17 protein-coding genes are annotated in these 18,123 nt (G+C 66.4%); 10 read left to right on the forward strand and 7 right to left on the reverse strand.

What is annotated here, in order from left to right; genetic code table 11:
• Positions 1-10 precede the first annotated feature (10 nt).
• On the forward strand, positions 11-754 hold the full coding sequence (locus AC1DPF_RS02010) for an enoyl-CoA hydratase/isomerase family protein (protein WP_477959435.1): 744 nt from the start codon (positions 11-13) through the stop codon (positions 752-754).
• Between the two features lie 102 nt (positions 755-856).
• Entirely contained in the window at positions 857-1,822 is a 966-nt protein-coding gene (locus AC1DPF_RS02015) for a TauD/TfdA dioxygenase family protein (RefSeq protein WP_477959437.1), read from the forward strand.
• Between the two features lie 56 nt (positions 1,823-1,878).
• On the opposite strand, the gene AC1DPF_RS02020 is transcribed toward AC1DPF_RS02015, so the two are convergent.
• On the reverse strand, positions 1,879-2,856 hold the full coding sequence (locus tag AC1DPF_RS02020) for an NmrA family NAD(P)-binding protein (RefSeq protein WP_477959439.1): 978 nt from the start codon (positions 2,854-2,856) through the stop codon (positions 1,879-1,881).
• Between the two features lie 171 nt (positions 2,857-3,027).
• Here AC1DPF_RS02020 and AC1DPF_RS02025 point away from each other — a divergent pair, with 171 nt between their 5' ends.
• Positions 3,028-4,014, forward strand: a complete 987-nt coding sequence (locus tag AC1DPF_RS02025) for an alpha/beta fold hydrolase (protein WP_477959441.1) — start codon at positions 3,028-3,030, stop codon at positions 4,012-4,014.
• 6 nt (positions 4,015-4,020) lie between these two features.
• On the opposite strand, the gene AC1DPF_RS02030 is transcribed toward AC1DPF_RS02025, so the two are convergent.
• From AC1DPF_RS02030 to AC1DPF_RS02045, 4 genes are read right to left on the reverse strand one after another with little or no spacing between them, the layout of a single operon-like run.
• Positions 4,021-5,280, reverse strand: coding sequence for a hypothetical protein (locus tag AC1DPF_RS02030; RefSeq protein ID WP_477959443.1), 1,260 nt, complete (start codon positions 5,278-5,280; stop codon positions 4,021-4,023).
• On the reverse strand, positions 5,277-6,488 hold the full coding sequence (locus AC1DPF_RS02035) for a sulfotransferase (protein ID WP_477959445.1): 1,212 nt from the start codon (positions 6,486-6,488) through the stop codon (positions 5,277-5,279). The genes AC1DPF_RS02030 and AC1DPF_RS02035 overlap by 4 nt, the downstream gene beginning before the upstream one ends.
• Before the next feature lie 45 nt (positions 6,489-6,533).
• On the reverse strand, positions 6,534-7,661 hold the full coding sequence (locus AC1DPF_RS02040) for an acyl-CoA dehydrogenase family protein (protein ID WP_477959447.1): 1,128 nt from the start codon (positions 7,659-7,661) through the stop codon (positions 6,534-6,536).
• A 10-nt stretch (positions 7,662-7,671) separates the two neighbouring features.
• The gene (locus tag AC1DPF_RS02045; protein ID WP_477871644.1) at positions 7,672-8,871 is read right to left on the reverse strand and encodes an acyl-CoA dehydrogenase family protein; all 1,200 of its coding nucleotides are present in this window, start codon (positions 8,869-8,871) and stop codon (positions 7,672-7,674) included.
• Positions 8,872-9,022: 151 nt separating this feature from the next.
• Here AC1DPF_RS02045 and AC1DPF_RS02050 point away from each other — a divergent pair, with 151 nt between their 5' ends.
• On the forward strand, positions 9,023-9,784 hold the full coding sequence (locus AC1DPF_RS02050; RefSeq protein WP_477871642.1) for an SDR family NAD(P)-dependent oxidoreductase: 762 nt from the start codon (positions 9,023-9,025) through the stop codon (positions 9,782-9,784).
• A gap of 7 nt (positions 9,785-9,791) precedes the next feature.
• Here the strand turns inward: AC1DPF_RS02050 and AC1DPF_RS02055 are convergent, their stop codons facing one another.
• On the reverse strand, positions 9,792-11,477 hold the full coding sequence (locus AC1DPF_RS02055) for a GMC family oxidoreductase (protein ID WP_477959449.1): 1,686 nt from the start codon (positions 11,475-11,477) through the stop codon (positions 9,792-9,794).
• Positions 11,478-11,655: 178 nt separating this feature from the next.
• Here AC1DPF_RS02055 and AC1DPF_RS02060 point away from each other — a divergent pair, with 178 nt between their 5' ends.
• The 6 genes from AC1DPF_RS02060 to AC1DPF_RS02085 all read left to right on the forward strand — a co-directional run bounded on the left by AC1DPF_RS02060 (position 11,656) and on the right by AC1DPF_RS02085 (position 16,594).
• Entirely contained in the window at positions 11,656-12,456 is an 801-nt protein-coding gene (locus tag AC1DPF_RS02060) for an SDR family NAD(P)-dependent oxidoreductase (protein WP_477871638.1), read from the forward strand.
• A gap of 83 nt (positions 12,457-12,539) precedes the next feature.
• Positions 12,540-14,015, forward strand: coding sequence for an aldehyde dehydrogenase (locus AC1DPF_RS02065; protein ID WP_477871636.1), 1,476 nt, complete (start codon positions 12,540-12,542; stop codon positions 14,013-14,015).
• Positions 14,012-14,143: a hypothetical protein gene (locus tag AC1DPF_RS02070; protein ID WP_477959451.1), complete on the forward strand. Its 132-nt coding sequence runs from the start codon at positions 14,012-14,014 to the stop codon at positions 14,141-14,143. The genes AC1DPF_RS02065 and AC1DPF_RS02070 overlap by 4 nt, the downstream gene beginning before the upstream one ends.
• Positions 14,140-14,277: a hypothetical protein gene (locus AC1DPF_RS02075; RefSeq protein WP_477959453.1), complete on the forward strand. Its 138-nt coding sequence runs from the start codon at positions 14,140-14,142 to the stop codon at positions 14,275-14,277. The genes AC1DPF_RS02070 and AC1DPF_RS02075 overlap by 4 nt, the downstream gene beginning before the upstream one ends.
• Complete coding sequence (locus AC1DPF_RS02080) at positions 14,274-15,842, forward strand: AMP-binding protein (RefSeq protein WP_477959455.1); 1,569 nt, start codon at positions 14,274-14,276, stop codon at positions 15,840-15,842. The genes AC1DPF_RS02075 and AC1DPF_RS02080 overlap by 4 nt, the downstream gene beginning before the upstream one ends.
• A gap of 14 nt (positions 15,843-15,856) precedes the next feature.
• Entirely contained in the window at positions 15,857-16,594 is a 738-nt protein-coding gene (locus AC1DPF_RS02085) for an enoyl-CoA hydratase-related protein (RefSeq protein WP_477871628.1), read from the forward strand.
• An 18-nt stretch (positions 16,595-16,612) separates the two neighbouring features.
• On the opposite strand, the gene AC1DPF_RS02090 is transcribed toward AC1DPF_RS02085, so the two are convergent.
• On the reverse strand, positions 16,613-17,719 hold the full coding sequence (locus AC1DPF_RS02090) for an amidohydrolase family protein (RefSeq protein ID WP_477959457.1): 1,107 nt from the start codon (positions 17,717-17,719) through the stop codon (positions 16,613-16,615).
• Between the last annotated feature and the right edge of the window lie 404 nt (positions 17,720-18,123).

The raw sequence follows: 18,123 nt of genomic DNA on the forward strand, positions 1-18,123 counted from the left end.
AGACGACGCCATGGACCAGAATTACCGGACAATCGCGCTGCGCCGGGTCGACGACATCCTAGAATTGCGAATCCATCACAAGGGTGAAGCGGCGCGCTGGGGATATTGGGGCGGGCTGCATCGCGAACTGGGCCTGGCCTTCGCGGATATTGCCGCCGATGCCAGCCTGCGGGCGCTGATCCTGACCGGCACCGGCGACGCCTTCTGCGCCGAGTTCGACATGGAGGGGGAGACGCCGCCTGCCATGTCGGCGGCGACCTGGGACGTGATCTATCGCGAAGGACGCAGCCTGCTGAACAATCTGCTGGCGATCGAGGTACCGGTGATCGCGGCCGTCAACGGCCCGGCCTTCATTCATGCCGAGCTGGCGGTGCTCGCGGATATCGTACTCGCCTCGGACACCGCGATCTTCGCCGACAAGGCCCATGGCATCGCGGGCGTTGTGCCGGGCGACGGCGTCCACACGATCTGGCCGATGCTGCTCGGGCCGAACCGCGGCCGCTATTTCCTGCTGACGGGACAGGAGATCGGTGCGCAGGAAGCGCTGACGCTCGGCATCGTCGGCGAAGTGCTCCCACCCGAGCGCCTGCTCGACCGGGCGTGGGAACATGCCCGCTCGATCGCGGCGCGGCCGGCACTGGCGATGCGCTATGCGCGGATCGCCCTTACCACCAGGCTGCGCGAGCAGGTGGCGCGCGATCTCGGGCCGGGCCTCATGCTCGAGGGCATGGCGATCCTCGCCGGGCGCGACTAATTATTCAGCATCCGTGAAAAGTATCTTCGTAAGACAGGGGATTATACCGCCAAACCGCAGATGATATACTTCGCTCGAGATAAAAGAGAGAGAGGCCGTCGCATGCTTACCCGGGAAAAATTGTCGACTCGTCCGCTCGCGCCGGGCTTCGGCGCGGAGATCATGGGCGTCGACCTCAGCCGTCCCATCGATGCGGAGACGGAACAGGCGATCCGGGATGTCTGGATCGATGCCGGCATCCTGCTGTTCCGCGGCGCAGACCAGGACGACGAGGCACAGATGCGGCTGAGCCGGATCTTCGGCGAGATGGAGCCCGCGGCCACCGGCGACATGAATGATCCGAACAATAAGTTCATGATGACGCTGGCTTATGATCCGAATGACGGCGCGCCCCGTTTCCAGCAGCATTACAATGTCGGCGGGATCGACCGGGCCGGCTGGCTGGGCTGGCACTGGGACCAGTCGTTCATGCCCACCATCGTGCGCGGTGCGGTGCTGCGGATGGAGCAGCCGTCGCCCGAAATGGGCCAGACCGGCTTCATCGATGCGATCGGCGCCTATCAACGGCTGTCGCCCGAACTGCGCGAGCGGATCGAGGGGCTCGAGGTCGTCTATCAGTTCAACCCGGATTTCGTGTCGGGCCAATATGGATTTCCCGAGGACATCCGGGCGCTGCCGCGCGACCGGCCGTCCAAGGAACCGTCCTATGATTTTCCGCCGGTCGTCCATCCGATGGTGATTAGCCAGGTGGAAACGGGGCGGAAGGTGCTGAAGCTGTCGCCGATGCACGCCCGCTACATCCTGGGCATGGCGCCGGACGAAAGCGATGCGCTGCTCAAGGAAGTCGCCGCGCATCTGGTCGATCCGACCCATGCCTATTTCCACGACTGGCAGAAGGACGACATGGTGGTCTGGGATAATTGGCGGGTGATCCATGGCGCCAATGGCGTGCCGCTGCACTGCGCGCGCCGCGCCCGGCGCACGACGATCATGGGCGACTACAAGGTCGGCCGCTATCTCGATCCCACGCTCGATCGCGACCGCGCGGTGAAGCGGCTGGTCGACTGATGCCTCGGCCTCGCCGGTGCGGCGGAGGTGCAACGCGCTTCCGCCTAAAGCGTGACTCAGGCGCCAATCAAGGTTGAAGCATGAGGGTCTTCGGGGCCGGCGGTGTCGGGCACGACGACGATGTCGGCAGCGTGGCTCTGCGCCCATTGGTGCATCGTCGTCGGGCGCAGGCCATAGGCTGTCATATGTTCAGGTCGTGCAGGATAACCGACGCTGTTGAACCACTGCTGCGTCTGCACCCACCCGGCATTCTGCCCACGGGCGACAAGCACGTCATAGTCCAGCGTTTCTGCGGCAACCGGGATGGCCTTCACCGCACTGATGGCGGCGGCCACCTCACCCAGCGTGCAATGGTCGCCCGCCAGTTCGATGGTGGCGTCGTGGAAGCGGGCCGGATCGGCTAACGCAGCGGCGGCCATCGCTCCGATATCGTCCGCTGCGATCAGCGCGATCCGTGTGTCGGGCTCCGCAGCGGTCGATATCCGTCCGCGCCGCAGGTCGGGAAACATGTAAGTCGCTTTCGGCTCCGCGAAATTTTCCATCATGAAGGCAGGGCGCAGGATGGCTCGGAAGCGAAAGCCGGCCTCCAGGATCATAGCTTCGACATCGCCCTTGCTCCGCCAGTAATTGCGCTCCCACCGCCCCTCGGTCCAACCGGCCATAGTCTCGAAAGCGCCGGTATTGGATACCGAGCTGTGCACGATCTGCGGCACATCCGCGCGAATAGCGGCACCGATCAGCGCGCGCGCCTGCTTCCGTTCCTGGTCCGGATCCGCCGGCGAGGGCGCGAGTTGGACCGAGAAGACGGCACTGCAGCCCGCGACTGCCGCATCGAGTGCGGCGCTGTCCTCGAAGCTACCAATGGCCAGTTCGGCACCGAGCCGGGCCAGCGATGCGGCCGCAGAACCGCGAGGGTCGCGCACCATCGCGCGCACCGGCCACCCGTGCGCCAAAAGCGCGCGCGCCACGGCGCCGCCCTGGGTGCCGGTCGCGCCCGTCACAAGTGTCGGCATCCGATCTGCGCCCGCTGTCATGACAACTCCTCTTCCGTTCCAGCAAGGTTGAGACGGTGCCGTGCGAGCAACAAGCACTGCGCCGCGGCCATCACAAGACTGATGAGAAAACCAAACCGAGGTCCAACGGTTGTCTGGATCGACGACGTCTATAGCCGGAGATAGGGTAGACAACTCTTCCGGAGAGACAGCATGAAGCGGATCGAGCGGCGGATCGACATAAGCGAGGCGGCCGGGCTGGGCGAGCCGATCGAGATGGCGGTGTCCATCTTCCTCCCCGATCCGGCGGCGCTGCCCAAGCGTCCGGTGGCGATCTTCGCGGTACCGGGCGGCGGCTATTCGCGCGCTTATTACTATCTGAGCTTTCCCGGCCATGCCGGCTATGACGAAGCCGCCTGGCACGCCGCGCGCGGGACGATCTACGTCGCGATTGATCATGTCGGCGTGGGCGAGAGCAGCATTCCCGACCTCTCGAGCATCAGCTTCCAGACCCTCGCCGCCACCCATGACAGCTGCGTCAGGCAGATCGCGGCGATGCTAGAGCAGGGCAGCCTCGATTCGGGCTTCCCGGCCTGTCCCAGTCTGTTCCGCATGGGCATGGGCCAGTCGATGGGCGGCGGCGTCACGATCCTGGCGCAGGGACGCTTCGCCACCTTCGACGCGATCGCGCCCTGCGGCGTCAGCGCGATCCACACGGCCCTGCCGCAGCCGGACACCCAGGCGTTCGAGCGCGGCAAGGCGCGCTTCGAGGCCATTCGGGTTGGAGACGGCACGCAGAGCCACCTGACCACCAGCCATGAGGGCGTGGATTATGTCTATCCCTTCCACTGGGAGGATGTGCCGGCCGATATATTGGAAGCCGACATGGTCGGCGGCTATCCGATCCGCCGCACTGCGCCTGTGTTCGGTAGCCTCACCATTCCGCATTGTGCGGTGCAGATGATGACGCCGGGCTGCTTTACCGAAGACGCAGCGCGCATCACCGTACCGGTGCTGATCGGGCTGGGCGAGCGCGACACCTGCCCCGACCCGCGCGCCGAGCCTGCCGCGTATGCGGCCTCGCCCGACATTAGCGTCTATATCGTGCCGCGCATGGCGCACATGCACAACTTCGCCTCGACGCGCGCGATGCTGTGGGCACGGCTCCACCTCTGGACACGGATGCTGACTGAACGGTAGCGCCGGTCAGACGGTGGTCCGGCGATCCCAGTCGCGCCGCCGCATCGCCAGCCGAGCCGCCCGCTCGGTGGCGTCGATCCGCCTTGCCGCAGCGGGAAAATGCCGATCGATCTCACCGAACGCGACGATGTCGAGCCAATGGCGGGGGCCTTCGCGCAGCGGCGTCGCCGGAATGCCCTGCCAGCGGATCATCGGCAGCAGGTCCTTGCACCCGCCTGTATCGACCCAATTGGCAACCCCCGGATCGCGGGCCGACACCAGCAGCGAGATCGTGCCATCGGCGTTCGGCTCCGCCTGGGCGGCGGAAAGCCCGGTCTGGAGCCGGTGCGCGTCGATCGAACGATACCACCACGTCGCCATCTGGAAGCTGCTGTAGCAGGCGCCGGCCGGATCGAACCGGACGATCGCCGCCTGGTCGTCCTCCAGATGCAGCCGCCCCAGGCTGCTGGCCTGGGTGACGAGGCCGCCATAGCCCGCGACGCCGGCGGGCTGCGCCATGCTGTTGATCGGCTTGCCCGCTGAAAGGCGGAAGAACCAGTAATAGAGCGGCACATCCTCGCGCATCCGCCGCAGCGCCTCGTCGAGCCGCTGTTCGAGCGACATCGGCTGTGCGACCGGCCTGTCCAGCCGCTCTATCGCGAGATCGAGCGGCGTCTCGCGCGCCCAGTCCATCATGCTGTCGCGGATGAAGAGGAATTTGGCGCGGGGGCTGGTGGTCATGTGGTTGCGACGGCCGCCGGCCGGCTGGTCGTCGATGGTGATCGTGAAACGGCCTTCCTCGTCGATGTCGATCCCGGGCAGCTCGAGGGTCTGCAGGGTGCTCGATGTTCCCCAGTTCTCCACCAGGGTGAAGGAGGCATGGGCCGGCTGCCGCTCCACCACGCGGCCGATGATGCAATAGCGTCCGCCATGGGCGATGCCGGCAAGCCGGTAGCAATTGTCGGGATTGTCGCCGCCCATCCGCGCGTCGGGCACATCGCCGCCTTGCCAGCGATAGCCCGGCATGAAGTTGCGGACCAGGCGCGGCGCAATCGGGTCCATCGCCGCCGCCTTGAAGAGATAGTTGCTGATCCAGCCATCCATCGCGGCATCGAAGCTTCCGAGCAGGCCCTCGGGAATGTCGGTGCCATGGCCGACGCGCCAGAGCCGGGCGGCGGCATCGCGCGCGTCACGCGTCTGCGGCAACGCCCACATCTGCCGCACCTCCTCCTCGGCGGCGAATTGCCCGGCATTGGCGATCGGATTGGCCGGGCCTGCCGATGTCACGCGAACTTCCCCAGCCGGAAACGCCGGGAATAGCCTTCGAAGGCCGTCTCGATCAGCTCGGGCGTCAGGCCATAGGGTTCCATCGCATAGCGGTAGCGGCCGTAGCGGTCCGGGGCGTTGGCCGGATCGGCCAGCCACGCCTTCATTCGCGCTTCGAAGGTCTCGCCATAGTCGAGCCCCCATTCGGCATAGGCCTTGCGGACGATCGCGATCGGATCGCGCGTCAGCGCCCGGAAATCGACGTGCAGGATGCGCGGGTCATCGATCAACGGGCTTTCGATCGCCGCGGCGACCGACTGGGCGATGCTCTGGACGAAGGCAGGGCCGAGCTCCCTGAAATCCATGGTCCAGTTGGTGATGCCGCCATAGAGTACCGCCGTGATCGCCATCGTCGACGGATGCACTTCCATCGGATCCCGATGCGGCCAGATGCACAGGGCGTCGGGATAGGCCTCGAACAGCTCTTCCAGGACGAACTGATGGTAGGTGCCCTTTACGACCCAGTGCCGGGGCTCCTGCTGCCACTGGAGATGCTGGAGGAACTCGCGGTGGAACCGATAGGCCCCGCCGATATTGCCCGCATCGAGGATCATCGCCAGGGCGGGCACGCGATAGAGCAGGGTCGGATAGGCGTTCTGGAAATCGAGGGTGAAGATTTCCTCGTCCTCGATCAGGCAGTGGCCGCGCTTGTCCCAATAAGGATGCATGGTCAGCAGGCCTGGCGTCTGGGCGATCAGCTTATCGAGATCCCTGGCGGTATATTCGATCCGCTCGTCCACGACCGGCACTTCGCCCGGCGGCGGCGAGGGATCGTGGGTGTGCCACCAGAGCGGCGCGCGCGCATTCGGGTCCTCCGCCAGCAGCGAATGGATCAGCGTGGTTCCGGTCCGGGCGAAGCCGATCACGAAGATCGGCCTTTCGACCCGCTCGTCGGCTATGGCCGGCAGCCGCTTGCGGTCGGAGGCGAGGCGGAGCCGGGTAACGAGCAGCTTGCGCAGCTGGAGTTCGACGTCCTCCCTGCGCCCCTCGTCGAGGGGGCCTTGTTCGTTGAGCCAGGACACGAGCTTGCCGACGCGCCCGCGTAATCCGTCATCCAGCGTGTCGAAGGAGCCGCTGATGATCTGCGCGCTGTGGAAAAGCCGCTCGATGTCGATCGCAGCGCCAGCATCGTCGGCGCCAGCCTTGTTCCCGGGTGATCTGCTTCGCATCACGGGCATTCCTTCATCGCGGCGATCCTCGCCGCGTCGCCATCTTCACGCGAAGAGGCTGTCGCCGAACCTTTCGACATGGCGGATCAGGTCGCCATAGTGTTTCTCGAGGCTCATCAGCCGCCGAAAATAATGGCTGACCGCATATTCGTCGGTCAGTCCGTAACCGCCATGCACTTGGATGCCGTTGCGCGACACGAGCTGCCCGGCTTCGCCGACGACGATGCGGGCGGCCGACAGGGCGGCGGCGCGCTCGGCGCTCGGCCGGTCGCTGTTGGCGATCGCGTGATAGAGCATCGAGCGCGCCTGGTGCGCCGCCACGAACATATCCGCCAGGATGTGCTGGATCGCCTGAAACGAGCCGATCGCGACGCCGAACTGCTTGCGCTCCTTGGCGTAATCCCCGCAGATCTTGATGCACGCCTCCATCGCGCCCACCGCCTGCGCCATCAGCGCCACGCTGGCGCGATGGACCGCCTCGTCGAGCACCGCCTCGCCGCGGTTGCCGCCGACCAGCAGGGCATCCGCCGGAACAGCGATCCCGGCAAGGCGGATATCCGCCGCGCGCGTACCGTCGATCAGCGGATAGCCGTCAGATTCGAGGCCGGGCGCGTCGGCTGGAACCAGAAACAGCGCGGTCCCATCCTCGCCATCGATGCTGGCCGAGACGATGAGCTGAGCGGCGCCCGCCCAATCGAGGGCCATCAGCTTCGTACCCGACAGGACGAAACCGTCCGCCGCGCGATGCGCGACGGTTGCGGCCACTCCGGTCGACAGCGGGTCGGCGCCAGGCTCCAGATGGGCGACGGCGATCCGCAACCCGCCGGCCGCGATCTCGCTCATCAGTTCGGTCGCGCGCGCCTCGTCGGCAGCATGCCGCAGGATCTGCGGGACCAGCACCGCCGCGCTGACATAGGGCTCGGTGGCCAGCGCCTTGCCGAGCGCGATGTTGAGCAGGGCAACGTCCTCTATGCTGCCATCGAGCCCGCCCGCCGCCTCCGGCAGCGGCAGCGCGAGCCAGCCGAGTTCGGCGAACTGTGCCCAGCGGGCCTCATCGAAGCCGAGCGGGCCATGGCGCTGCTCGCGCCAATATTCGACGCCGGAGCTGTCGGCGAGCAGCCGTTCGGCGCTGTCGAGCAGCATGGTCTGGATGTCGGACTTGGCGAAATTCATCGAGCGGACCTCACAGCCCGTAGGCCAGCTTGGCGAGAATATTCTTCTGCACCTGTTTCGAGCCCCCGTAGATCGTAGCGGCGCGTGCGATCAGCGCTGCGGTGGTCCGGCCGGGGACATAATCAGGCCAGATTTCGCTCGGCGCCGGGGCCTGCGGCGTCGGCTCGAAATAGCGCAGCGACTGGGCGCCGAGCGCATCGACCTGCAGCATGGTGATCTCCTGCTGCAACTCCGAGCCGCGGATCTTCAGCACCGAGGCGGCGGCGGCCTCGGGGAATCCGATATCCTCATGGGCGAGAACGCGCAGCACCGACCATTCGAGGGCCAGCAGGTCGGCCTGCACCCTGGCGAAGCGTGCGCGGAATGCGGGATCGTCGCAGGCCCTGCGGCCGCCAGTGCTTTCCGACCGGGCAATCTGCTTCGCACGATCGAGCTCGCGCTTGCTCCAGTAGATGAAGCTCGATGTGGTCCGTTCATGTTCGAGCAGGAATTTGGCATAGCTCCAGCCCATGCCGGGCTCGCCGACGAGCTGGTCGGCCGGCACCTCGACATTGTCCAGGAACACCTCGCAGAGATGCGCTTCACCATTGATCTGTGGGATCTGGCGCACGGTGACGCCGGGACTGTCCATGCTGATGATCAGGAAGGAGATGCCGCGCTGCGGCTTCACCGTCTTGTCGGTGCGAACCAGAAAGAAGCCCCAGCGCGCATGGGCGGCGCCGCTGGTCCAGATTTTCTGCCCGTTGACGATATATTTGTCGCCCACGAGTTCCGCCGAGGTGCGCAGCGATGCGAGGTCGGAACCCGAACCTGGCTCGGAGAAGCCCTGGGCCCAATAGGTCTGGCCCTCGCGGATCATCGGCAGGAAGCGATCGCGCAGATATTGCGATCCATAGGTGAAGATCACCGGTCCCAGCATGTGGGTGCCGCCCCAGTCGAACTCCGGTGCATCCGCGGCGTAGAGCTCCTCGTTGAATATGAACAGCTGCTGCGGCGTCCAGCCGCATCCGCCGAACTCGACCGGCCAGTGCGGCACCGCGCGGCCATGGGCATTGAGGATGCGCATCCATTCCTGCTGGTCCTCGATGGTCGCGTTGTTCTGGATCTTGGTGCGCTGGCGCTGCTTGATCTCCGGCGGCAGGACCTCGTCGATGAACCCCCTGACCTCCTTGCGGAAATCCTCCAGTTGCGGATCGTAACGCAGTTCCATCGAATACTCCGGCGCTTGGACGCGAACATGTGCATCCCTGCACATGCCGCCGGCCCCATCGCCACGCAAGGCGAGCGGCCAGCTCCATCATCAATGCGATGGAGCGCGCCTGTGGTTTGACAGAATCCGTCGCGACCGACGCAATGGCTTGATGCAGGACAAGGACAGCCTTGTGTGGATTTCGGGCGCGACCGAGGGGATCGGCCTCGGCTTGTCGCGCAATGTCCCCTATCCCTCCGCGCGAGTGATCAACCTGTCGCGCCGCGCCCACCCCGCGATCGAAAGCCGCTATCTCGATCTTGCCGAACCATCGAGCTGGGACGCGGCCGGCACCCATTTCGCCGCAACGCTGCGCGACTTTCGCGGTGCGCGCGCGATCTTCATCCAGAATGCTCACCTCAAGGGCCTGACCGGCTTCGCCGGCGAAGTGCCCGCCGAGGACTATGCCCGCGACGTCACCGCGAACATGGCGGCACCGATCCGCCTTGGCGAAGCCTTTGTGCGCGCCGTGATCGACAGCGGGTTCGACGGCGAGGCGGGCCTGGTGATGATGTCCTCGGCGTCCGCACGGTCGCCCTATGAAGGCCAGTCGGTCTATTGCGCGGGCAAGGCGGCGCTCGAGATGTGGGTGCGGGTCGTTCGGCGCGAACTCATCCAGCGCGAACGGCACAATATCTGGGTGACGGCGGTCCGGCCCGGCTTTGTCGACACCGGCCTGACGCGACAGGTCGCAGCGCTGGCCGACCATGATTATCCGGTCGCGTCGGCGCTGCGCGGGCGGATCGAGCGCGGCGAGGGCGTGCTCGATATCGATGCGGCCGCGCGACAGATCTGGGCGGCGCTTCCGACGGATCAGTCGCTGCTGCTGTTCGGCGAACAGGTCCAGGCCGAACGCTTTGGCGGCGCGACCTGAACCCGGATCAGCGTGCGGCGGCGAGGATCATGTCCGCTGCCTTTTCGGCGATCATCACGGTGGCGGCATTGGTGTTGCCGGAAACGATATTCGGCATCACCGACGCATCGACCACGCGCAGCGCTTCCACGCCGTTGACCCGCAACGCCGGCGAGACGACCGCATCCGCGCCGGGCCCCATCGCACAGGTGCAGCTCTGGTGATAGCCGGTCGATCCGCTGGACTGCGCGAAGGCCAACAGCGCCGCATCGCTGTCGATCGCCGCTCCCGGAGTCAGTTCATGCCCGAAATAGGGCGCGAGAGCGGGGCTGTGCATGATCCGCCGCGCCCAGCGCAGCGATGCGACCTGGGCGCGCTGGTCGGCCTCGTCCGCCAGGAAATTCGGCCGGATCGAAGGGTGATCGCGAAACTCCGGCGTCTTGAGGTGGACCGACCCGCGCGACCGCGGGCGCATCACATAGCCGCCCACCGTCATGCCCGGCTCGCGCTCCATCGACATCACGCCATTGTTCGCCAGCCCCTCGAAATCGACCGTCGCCGGGCTGGCGAAGAACTGTATGTCGGGAAGGTCGAGCGCAGGATCGGATTTGAGAAAGGCGGTCAGGTTCGATCCGCCGAGCGCGAGCAGGCCGCTGCGGGTAAACGCATAGCGCACCAGCTGCCCCATCAGGCGCAGTCCGCGCGACATTTCGTTGAAGCCGCCGGTGCCGGGCTTGAGCCGGGCGCGCACCATCGCCGCATAATGATCCTGCAGGTTTTCGCCGACCTGCGGGCGATCCACGATCACCTCGATGCCCAGCTCGCGCAGCCGCCGTCCATCGCCTATTCCCGACAGCTCGAGCATTTGGGGAGAAGCGATCGCGCCGCCCGCCAGGATCACCTCGCGCCGCGCGCGCACCTGCCGGCACAGGCCGTCGCGGACATATTCGACGCCAACCGCCTTCCTGCCTTCGAACAGGATGCGGGAGACGTGCGCGCGGGTCAGAACCGAGAGATTGGCCCGCTTCATCGCGGGATGGAGATAGGCGACCGCCGTCGACACGCGCACCCCGCGGCGGGTGTTGAGCCGCACGCGCGAGACTCCCTCGCGGGTCGTGCCGTTGAGATCGTTGCTGACCGGCGCACCCGCCTCCTCGAACGCGCGGGTCATGACGTCGAGCATCGCATGCCGGATCGGCACGTCGCTGATGTGCAGTGGGCCCGGCTCCGCCTCGGCCACCTGGCCTTCGCCATGCTGATGCTCGATACGCCGGAAATAGGGCTCCACATCTTCCCACGACCAGCCGTCGCAGCCGAGCTGGCGCCAGCCCTGATAGTCCTCGGGAAGGCCGCGCACCCACAGCATTCCGTTGATCGAGGAGGAACCGCCCAGCACCTTCCCGCGGGGGATGGCATGCTGCCGCCCCTTGGTGCCGGGGTCCGGGTCGGACATGTAGTTCCAGTTGACCTTCGGGTCCTTCAGCATCCGGGTGAAACCGGCCGGAAGATGGATGTTGACGTCCGCGATCGCCTGCGCCGGATCGAGCAGGTTGCGGCTCGGTCGATCGTCGGCGCCGGCTTCGAGCACGACGATCCGATAGCGGCCGCCGGCGCTCAGGCGATCGGCCAGGACACAGCCCGCCGATCCGGCGCCGATGATCACATAGTCTGCCTCGGCTTCATCCTCGACGCGCCCAACGGCTCCGCCCGCCATGCCCCGTTCTCCTTATCCGCACGCGGTGTGCCGCGAGAGTGCGGGAATGCTCAAGCATATTGAGCGCGCGGCTGCGGACATCGCCAATATGATGGATGCGCCGGGGCCATCTGCAAGTTGACGAAGGGAACGCTATGTCGGACCCCGCTGGTATATTCGATGAGTTGGGACGAGGCGCATGACGGGGCTTTTTTCGCTCGAGGGGCGGACTGCGATGGTCACGGGCGCGTCGCGCGGGCTGGGGCGGGCGATCGCCCTCGGCCTGGCCGATGCGGGTGCCTCGTTGGTCCTCGCCGCGCGCGACGAGGGGAAGCTCCGGGGCGTGGCCGATGAAATCCTGGCGCGGGGCGGCAAGGCGCGCTTCATCGCCTTCGATCTCGCGGATCTCGCGGCGGTCGAAGCGGCGGCGGCCCGACTGCTGGGGGAAGACGCGGCGATCGACATCCTCGTCAACAATGGCGGCATCGCCGAATGGGGCGCATTGCACGGATCGCGGCTCGATCACTGGGAGCGGACCTTCGACGTCAACGTCTCGGCGGCCTACCTGCTGTGCCGCGAGCTCTCCAAGCCGATGGTCGCGCGGAAATGGGGGCGGATCATCAATTTCGCCTCCTATGTGGCCGACACCGGGCGCCCCAACCTGTCGGCCTATGTCGCCAGCAAGCATGCCGTGCTCGGCCTGACACGCGCGGTAGCGGCCGATCTGGCACCGCACGGCATCACCTGCAACGCCATCGCGCCGGGCATCTTCGAGACCGACATGGCGGCGCCGACCGCCGGCCATCCCCAGCGCGCCAAGATCTTCCGCGATGCCATCGCGTTCGGCCGTTTCGGCGATCCCTCCGAGATCGTCGGCCCGGTGCAGTTCCTCGCCTCGGAAGCATCGCGCTTCGTCACCGGCCACATGCTGCCGGTCGATGGCGGCATCGCCAACATCCTGTCTTTGCCGGTGCTCGTCGAAGGCGGATCGCTGGAGTGAGCACCGGCACCCTATCCCGTGATGCGGCGGAGATCGCGGCCCTGCGCCGCCTCACAGCCTCGCCTGCCCAAAAAGGACCCCCGATGACCGACATGCTGGTAAATCTTGCCAATCCCGAGAAGCTGTTCATCGGCGGCGACTGGGCTTTGTCATCCGGCGAAGGCGGTATCGACATCGTCTCGCCGTCGACCGAGCAGATCGTCGGGCGGGTCGCACGGGCGACGACGGCGGACATGGATCGTGCGGTCGCGGCCGCCCGCCATGCATTCGATCATGGGCCCTGGCCGCGGACGTCGGGTCCCGAGCGCGCGGCGGTGCTGCGCCGGATCGCCGATGAAGTGCTGAAACGCGCCGATGATTTCGCGCGGGCCTGGTCGCTGCAGGTCGGCATCCCCTATGCCCAGTCGTCGCAAAGCGCGCCCTTTTTCGCCGGCTATTTCACCTATTATGCCGACCTCGCCGAACAAGGCTTCGAGGACGTCCGCCCGTCCATCCTCGGCGGCCACTGCATCGTGGTGCGCGAGCCGGCAGGGGTCGTCGTCGCCATCGCGCCGTGGAATGCGCCGTTGGCGACGATGCTGCTCAAGGTCGCCCCGGCGCTGGCCGCCGGCTGCACGGTGATCGCCAAGCCGTCGCCGGAAAGCCCGCTCGAGGCGCTGATCCTGGCCGAGTGCATCGCCGCTGCCGGCGTTCCGGAGGGTGTCTTCTCCGTGCTGACCGCGGACCGCGACGTTTCGGATTACCTGGTCCGCAAGCCCGAGGTGGACAAGGTCAGCTTTACCGGGTCGACCGCGGCGGGCCTGCACATCGCCTCGGTCTGCGGCAGCCGCATGGCGCGCGTCACCACCGAACTGGGCGGCAAGTCGGCGGCGATCATCCTCGATGACGCGAAGGTCGAGGCGGTGGTCGCCGGCATCATGCCGAACCTCGTCGGCCTGTGCGGGCAGCAATGCGCCGCGTTCAGCCGCATCCTCGTCCCTGCGGCGCGCAAGGCCGAGCTGACCGAGGCGATCGCCGCCGCCATGCAGGCGGTGCAGGTTGGCGATCCGTTCGATCAGGCGACGCAGATGGGGCCATTGGTGACCCGTGCCCAGCATGGCCGCGTGTTCGGCTATATCGACAAGGGCAAGGCCGAGGGTGCCCGGCTCGTGACCGGCGGCCGCCGCCCTGCGAATCTCGACATAGGCTGGTTCATCGAACCGACGCTGTTCGCCGATGCGAACAACGACATGGCGATCGCCCGGGAAGAGATATTCGGCCCGGTCGGCACGATCATCGCCTATGACAGCGAGGAGCAGGCGATCGCGATTGCCAACGACAGCATCTATGGCCTGTCCGGCGGCGTGTTCACCGACAGCCCCGATCGCGCCTATGCGATGGCGCGGCGCATCCGGACCGGAAATTTCGGCCATAACGGACGGGTGATCGACTATACCCTGCCCTATGGCGGCTTCAAGCAATCGGGCGTCGGCCGCGAAGGCGGGATCGAGGGCCTGCACGGGCTGACCGAAGTCAAGGCGATCTTCATGTCCGAGCTGCCCTCGCATCTGCGGGTATGAGCACCCTCGCCGCACCACAGGCGCATGACGGCTGGCCCGACAACCATGTGTCGGTGCTGATATTCGAAATGCGCGCCGATCTGGGCGTCAACGATTTCCGGATCCGACGCTGGCGGCGGTGCAGATGATCGCGCCGCCGGCGATGCGCGGACGCTTCGGCGCCCCGACGATACTGTCCTCGAACCTGTTCGGCTTCGCCTTCGGCCCGATGCGGCAGCCGCTGGCGGTCGCCGTCTCGACATCGGATGAGGTGCGACTGTGAGCAGGACCATAACCGCGCTGCTGCGCGACGCAGCAGCGCGCTACAAGGACCGGGCAGCGCTGTCGTCCTCCGTCGACGGGGCCATCAGCTACCGCGATCTCGACCGCCGCGCCGACGAGGTCGCGAAGGCGATGATGGCGGACGGCGCCGTGCCGGGCGACCGCGCCGCGCTATGGGCGCCGAACATGTGGGAATGGGTCGCCGCCACGGTGGGCATCCAGCGCGCCGGCGGCGTTATGGTACCGCTCAACACGCGGCTGAAGGGCGGCGAGGTGGCCGACATCATCCGGCGAGGCGGGGTTTCCCGTCTTTTTGCGATCGGCGATTTCCTGGGCCGCTATTATCCGGAAATGCTGCGCAGCGAGACGATGCCCTCGTTGCGCCGCATCATCGTGCTGCGCGGCGCGCCGGACCAGTTGGGGGCGCGCGAGGAAAGCTGGGCCGACTTCATCGCGCGCGGCCATGCGACCAGCGACGCGGCCCTCGCCGAGCGGGAGGCAGGCGTCACGCCCGACACGCTGGCCGACATCATGTTCACCTCGGGCACGACGGGAGCCCCCAAGGGCGCGCTGTTCGACCATCGCCGCTCGCTGGGCGGCGGCCGCGCCTGGGTGAACATCTCGCGCCAGACCGCCGAAGACCGCTATTGCGTGTTCGGCCCCTTCTCGCACAACGCGTCATACAAGGCGGGCTGGGTGGCGGGGCTGATGACCGGCAGCACCGTCTACTGGCCCGACGCCTATGATGCCGCGTCGATCCTGGACCTGATCGCGAACAACCGCATCTCGGTGATGCCGGCGCCGCCCACCGTCTTTCAGGAGGTGCTGGCGCATCCGCATTGGCGCGACTGGGATATTTCCAGCTATCGCTTCCTTTCGACCGGGGCGACCGTGGTGCCGATCGAGCTGATCAAGCGGCTGCGGGCCGAGACCAGGATCGCGGAGATCACCACCGGCTATGGCATGACCGAATGCGCTGGATCGGCGACCCATACCCGTCCCGGCGATTCGGTCGAGCGCGTGGCCTACACCGTCGGCGCCGCCATTGCCGGCACCGAGATCAAGATCGTCGGCGCGGATGGCCGGGCGGCGGCGGTGGGCGAACCAGGCGAGGTGCTGATCCGCGACGACAAGCTGCTGATCGAATATCTGGAGAATCCGGAGGCGACGCGGGCGACGCTCGATGCCGATGGCTGGCTGCGCTCCGGCGATGTCGGGATATTCGATGCCGAAGGCTATCTGAAGCTGACCGACCGGCTCAAGGACATGTACATCGTCGGCGGGTTCAACGTCTATCCGGCCGAAATCGAGAAACAGATGACCGGCCTGCCCGGCATCCACCAGTCCGCCATCATCGGCGTGCCGGACGCCCGGCTCGGCGAAGTCGGCCATGCGTTCATCGTGCGATCGGCTGGGTCGACCATCACCGCCGAGGAGATCATCGGCTGGAGCAAGGCCAACCTCGCAAATTACAAGGTGCCGCGCGGCATCACCTTCGTCGATGCATTGCCGATGAACTCCACCGGCAAGGTGATCAAGTTCGCGCTTCGCGAGTTGCTGAGATAGGGAATCAGCCCGGCATGTCCCAGACGCTGCTGATCGAGCCTGCGGGCGAGGCCGTACTGCTGCTGACCCTCGACCGGCCGGCCCAACGCAACGCCATCGACCGGGAATTGTGCGACGCCCTCTCCCGAGCGTTGGCCGCCTTCCGCGACGAGCCGCGCTGGCGCGCCGCGATCATCACCGGGCAACCGCCGGCCTTTTGCGCGGGTCTCGATCTCAAGGCTTTCGCCGCACCCGACGCACCGCGCCATCGCGTTACCGCGCTGATCAATTCCATCCCCGAACTCGGAAAGCCGATCATCGCTGCCGTCAACGGCGCGGCCTACACGGGCGGCCTGGAACTGGCGCTCGGCTGCGACTTCATCCTGGCGAGTGAGGATGCGCGCTTCGCCGATACCCACGCGCGGATCGGCGCGGTTTCAGGCAGCGGCATGGGATCACGGCTGCCCCGCGCGGTCGGCCAGCGTTTCGCCAAGCAGATGATGCTTGCCTGCCAACCGATCGACGCCGCCACCGCATTGAGGGTCGGGCTGGTCAACGAAGTGCTTCCCGCCGATCGCCTGCTACCGCGCGCGGTGGAGCTGGCATCGGCGATCGCCGGGCATGGCCCGGACCTTGTGCGGATCGCCAAGGACGTTGTCGATCGGGGCAGCGCCGCAACCTTGGGCGAAGCGGTCATGATCGAGCGCGACGCCCTGGCCAGGCTGAAGGCCGAGCGCGCAATGCGTTGGGACGGGGGCGGCGGGCGCGGCTGACGTCCCCGTCGTTTCGTCTCAGATGCCCCAGACTTCGGCCGCATTGGCGCCGACGATCTTGCGGGCAGACGCTTCACCCGCCCTGTCGAAGATGCTCTTCACCACGGCTTCGCTGTTGCCGACGATGCTTTCGGGATGCGGATAATCGACCGACCACATGATGCGGTCGGCGCCGATCCGCTCGATATTCTCTATGGCGACGTCATCCTGCATGAAGGTCGCGTAACAATTATTGTGCCAGTACCAGCTCGGCGCGTGCGCGATCTTCGGGCGCAGCTCGGTGGCGTAGTCGCGGGCGATCTTGTCGGCATTTTCCAGCGTCGCGGGCACCCAGCCGGCGCCCCCCTCGGTGAACACCAGCTTCAGGCCGGGAAAGCGATCGAAGATTCCCGAGAAGACGAACTGGCCGAACAGGCCGGTGAACGGCATCAGGTTGGCGTTGAGGTTCGCACCCAGCGAGCCGCGCCCGGAAAACTGGATATAGGCGCCGATATGGATCGAGAGCGGGAAGCCGCTATCCTCGATCGCGCGCCACATGACGTCCATCGCCGAGCTGTTGTACCGCACGCCCTTGGGGTTGAGCGGAATCTCGATCGCCTTGAACCCGAGTTCCCTGAGCTTCTGCAGATAGTCGGCTGTCATCTCGGGCCGGAAGAAGGTAGGCAGATAGGCGACCGGATAGAGCCGCGTCGGTGCGGCCTGCTTCCAGTCCGCCATCCATTCGTTGAACACATCCATGCAGCGGACGAAGAAGTCCTTGTCCGCCATGCGGATCAGGCCGGCGGCGCGGCCATGATAGACAACCGAGGCCTCGACACCCTCGGCATCCATGTCGGCCAGGCGCTTCTCCACGTCCCAGAAACCCTCCCGGCCCTCCGGAAAATCAGAGGGCAGACCGGGGACGTCGTAGGACTCGTCCCCTACGGTCATGTGAAAACCGCCGTCGTCCTTCCAGAATTTGGGTGCGCGATCCTTGTCGGCGCCCTTCAGCCGCTCTTCCCAAAGGTGCGGCGCCTCGATGACATGATCGTCGCTCGAGATGAGGCGCACGCCATCCGGCCGCTGCCAGCTGGCGGCGGGGATGATCCGGTCTTTCGGCCAGGGTGTGGGTATGATGCTGTTCATCTTTGTCCTCGCTGCCTCGACTGCAGACGCGAGAGGCGATGTGCGGGATCGGTTGGGATCGACCGCGGCCTCACGAATGTCGGCGCCTGCAAGCGGGATATTAGCGAGGCATCACACCGACAATGCCCGGGCCGCCACTTTGCCGCGGCACGCCGCTAGGATCAGAAGTCTGATGCTTTTGCAGGCCCTGTTGTCACTTTACGACAGGAACTCACGCAGCCTGAATTGCCAGTTCGCCTGATCGGCGCGCGGAACGGCGACGTCTTTGACGATATCCTCTGCGACCGATCGAGTGGGTCGGCCGGGGCGTCCCCGAAGGGGAGATCCAGACATTACGGAAGTTAGGATATTGGTGCGCGAACGGCACCATGACGCGTTTCGAAGGCGATACCAGCGCTCGTGCG

It is taken from the genome of Rhizorhabdus sp. P4_G6 (genome assembly GCF_056401045.1).

Coding starts and splice junctions, on each gene's coding strand:
- AC1DPF_RS02010 (WP_477959435.1), top strand. CDS start 11: ATGGACCAGAATTACCGGACAATCGCGCTGCGCCGGGTCGACGACATC.
- AC1DPF_RS02015 (WP_477959437.1), top strand. CDS start 857: ATGCTTACCCGGGAAAAATTGTCGACTCGTCCGCTCGCGCCGGGCTTC.
- AC1DPF_RS02020 (WP_477959439.1), bottom strand. CDS start 2,856: ATGACAGCGGGCGCAGATCGGATGCCGACACTTGTGACGGGCGCGACC.
- AC1DPF_RS02025 (WP_477959441.1), top strand. CDS start 3,028: ATGAAGCGGATCGAGCGGCGGATCGACATAAGCGAGGCGGCCGGGCTG.
- AC1DPF_RS02035 (WP_477959445.1), bottom strand. CDS start 6,488: ATGCGAAGCAGATCACCCGGGAACAAGGCTGGCGCCGACGATGCTGGC.
- AC1DPF_RS02040 (WP_477959447.1), bottom strand. CDS start 7,661: ATGAATTTCGCCAAGTCCGACATCCAGACCATGCTGCTCGACAGCGCC.
- AC1DPF_RS02045 (WP_477871644.1), bottom strand. CDS start 8,871: ATGGAACTGCGTTACGATCCGCAACTGGAGGATTTCCGCAAGGAGGTC.
- AC1DPF_RS02050 (WP_477871642.1), top strand. CDS start 9,023: ATGCAGGACAAGGACAGCCTTGTGTGGATTTCGGGCGCGACCGAGGGG.
- AC1DPF_RS02055 (WP_477959449.1), bottom strand. CDS start 11,477: ATGGCGGGCGGAGCCGTTGGGCGCGTCGAGGATGAAGCCGAGGCAGAC.
- AC1DPF_RS02060 (WP_477871638.1), top strand. CDS start 11,656: ATGACGGGGCTTTTTTCGCTCGAGGGGCGGACTGCGATGGTCACGGGC.
- AC1DPF_RS02065 (WP_477871636.1), top strand. CDS start 12,540: ATGACCGACATGCTGGTAAATCTTGCCAATCCCGAGAAGCTGTTCATC.
- AC1DPF_RS02070 (WP_477959451.1), top strand. CDS start 14,012: ATGAGCACCCTCGCCGCACCACAGGCGCATGACGGCTGGCCCGACAAC.
- AC1DPF_RS02075 (WP_477959453.1), top strand. CDS start 14,140: ATGATCGCGCCGCCGGCGATGCGCGGACGCTTCGGCGCCCCGACGATA.
- AC1DPF_RS02085 (WP_477871628.1), top strand. CDS start 15,857: ATGTCCCAGACGCTGCTGATCGAGCCTGCGGGCGAGGCCGTACTGCTG.
- AC1DPF_RS02090 (WP_477959457.1), bottom strand. CDS start 17,719: ATGAACAGCATCATACCCACACCCTGGCCGAAAGACCGGATCATCCCC.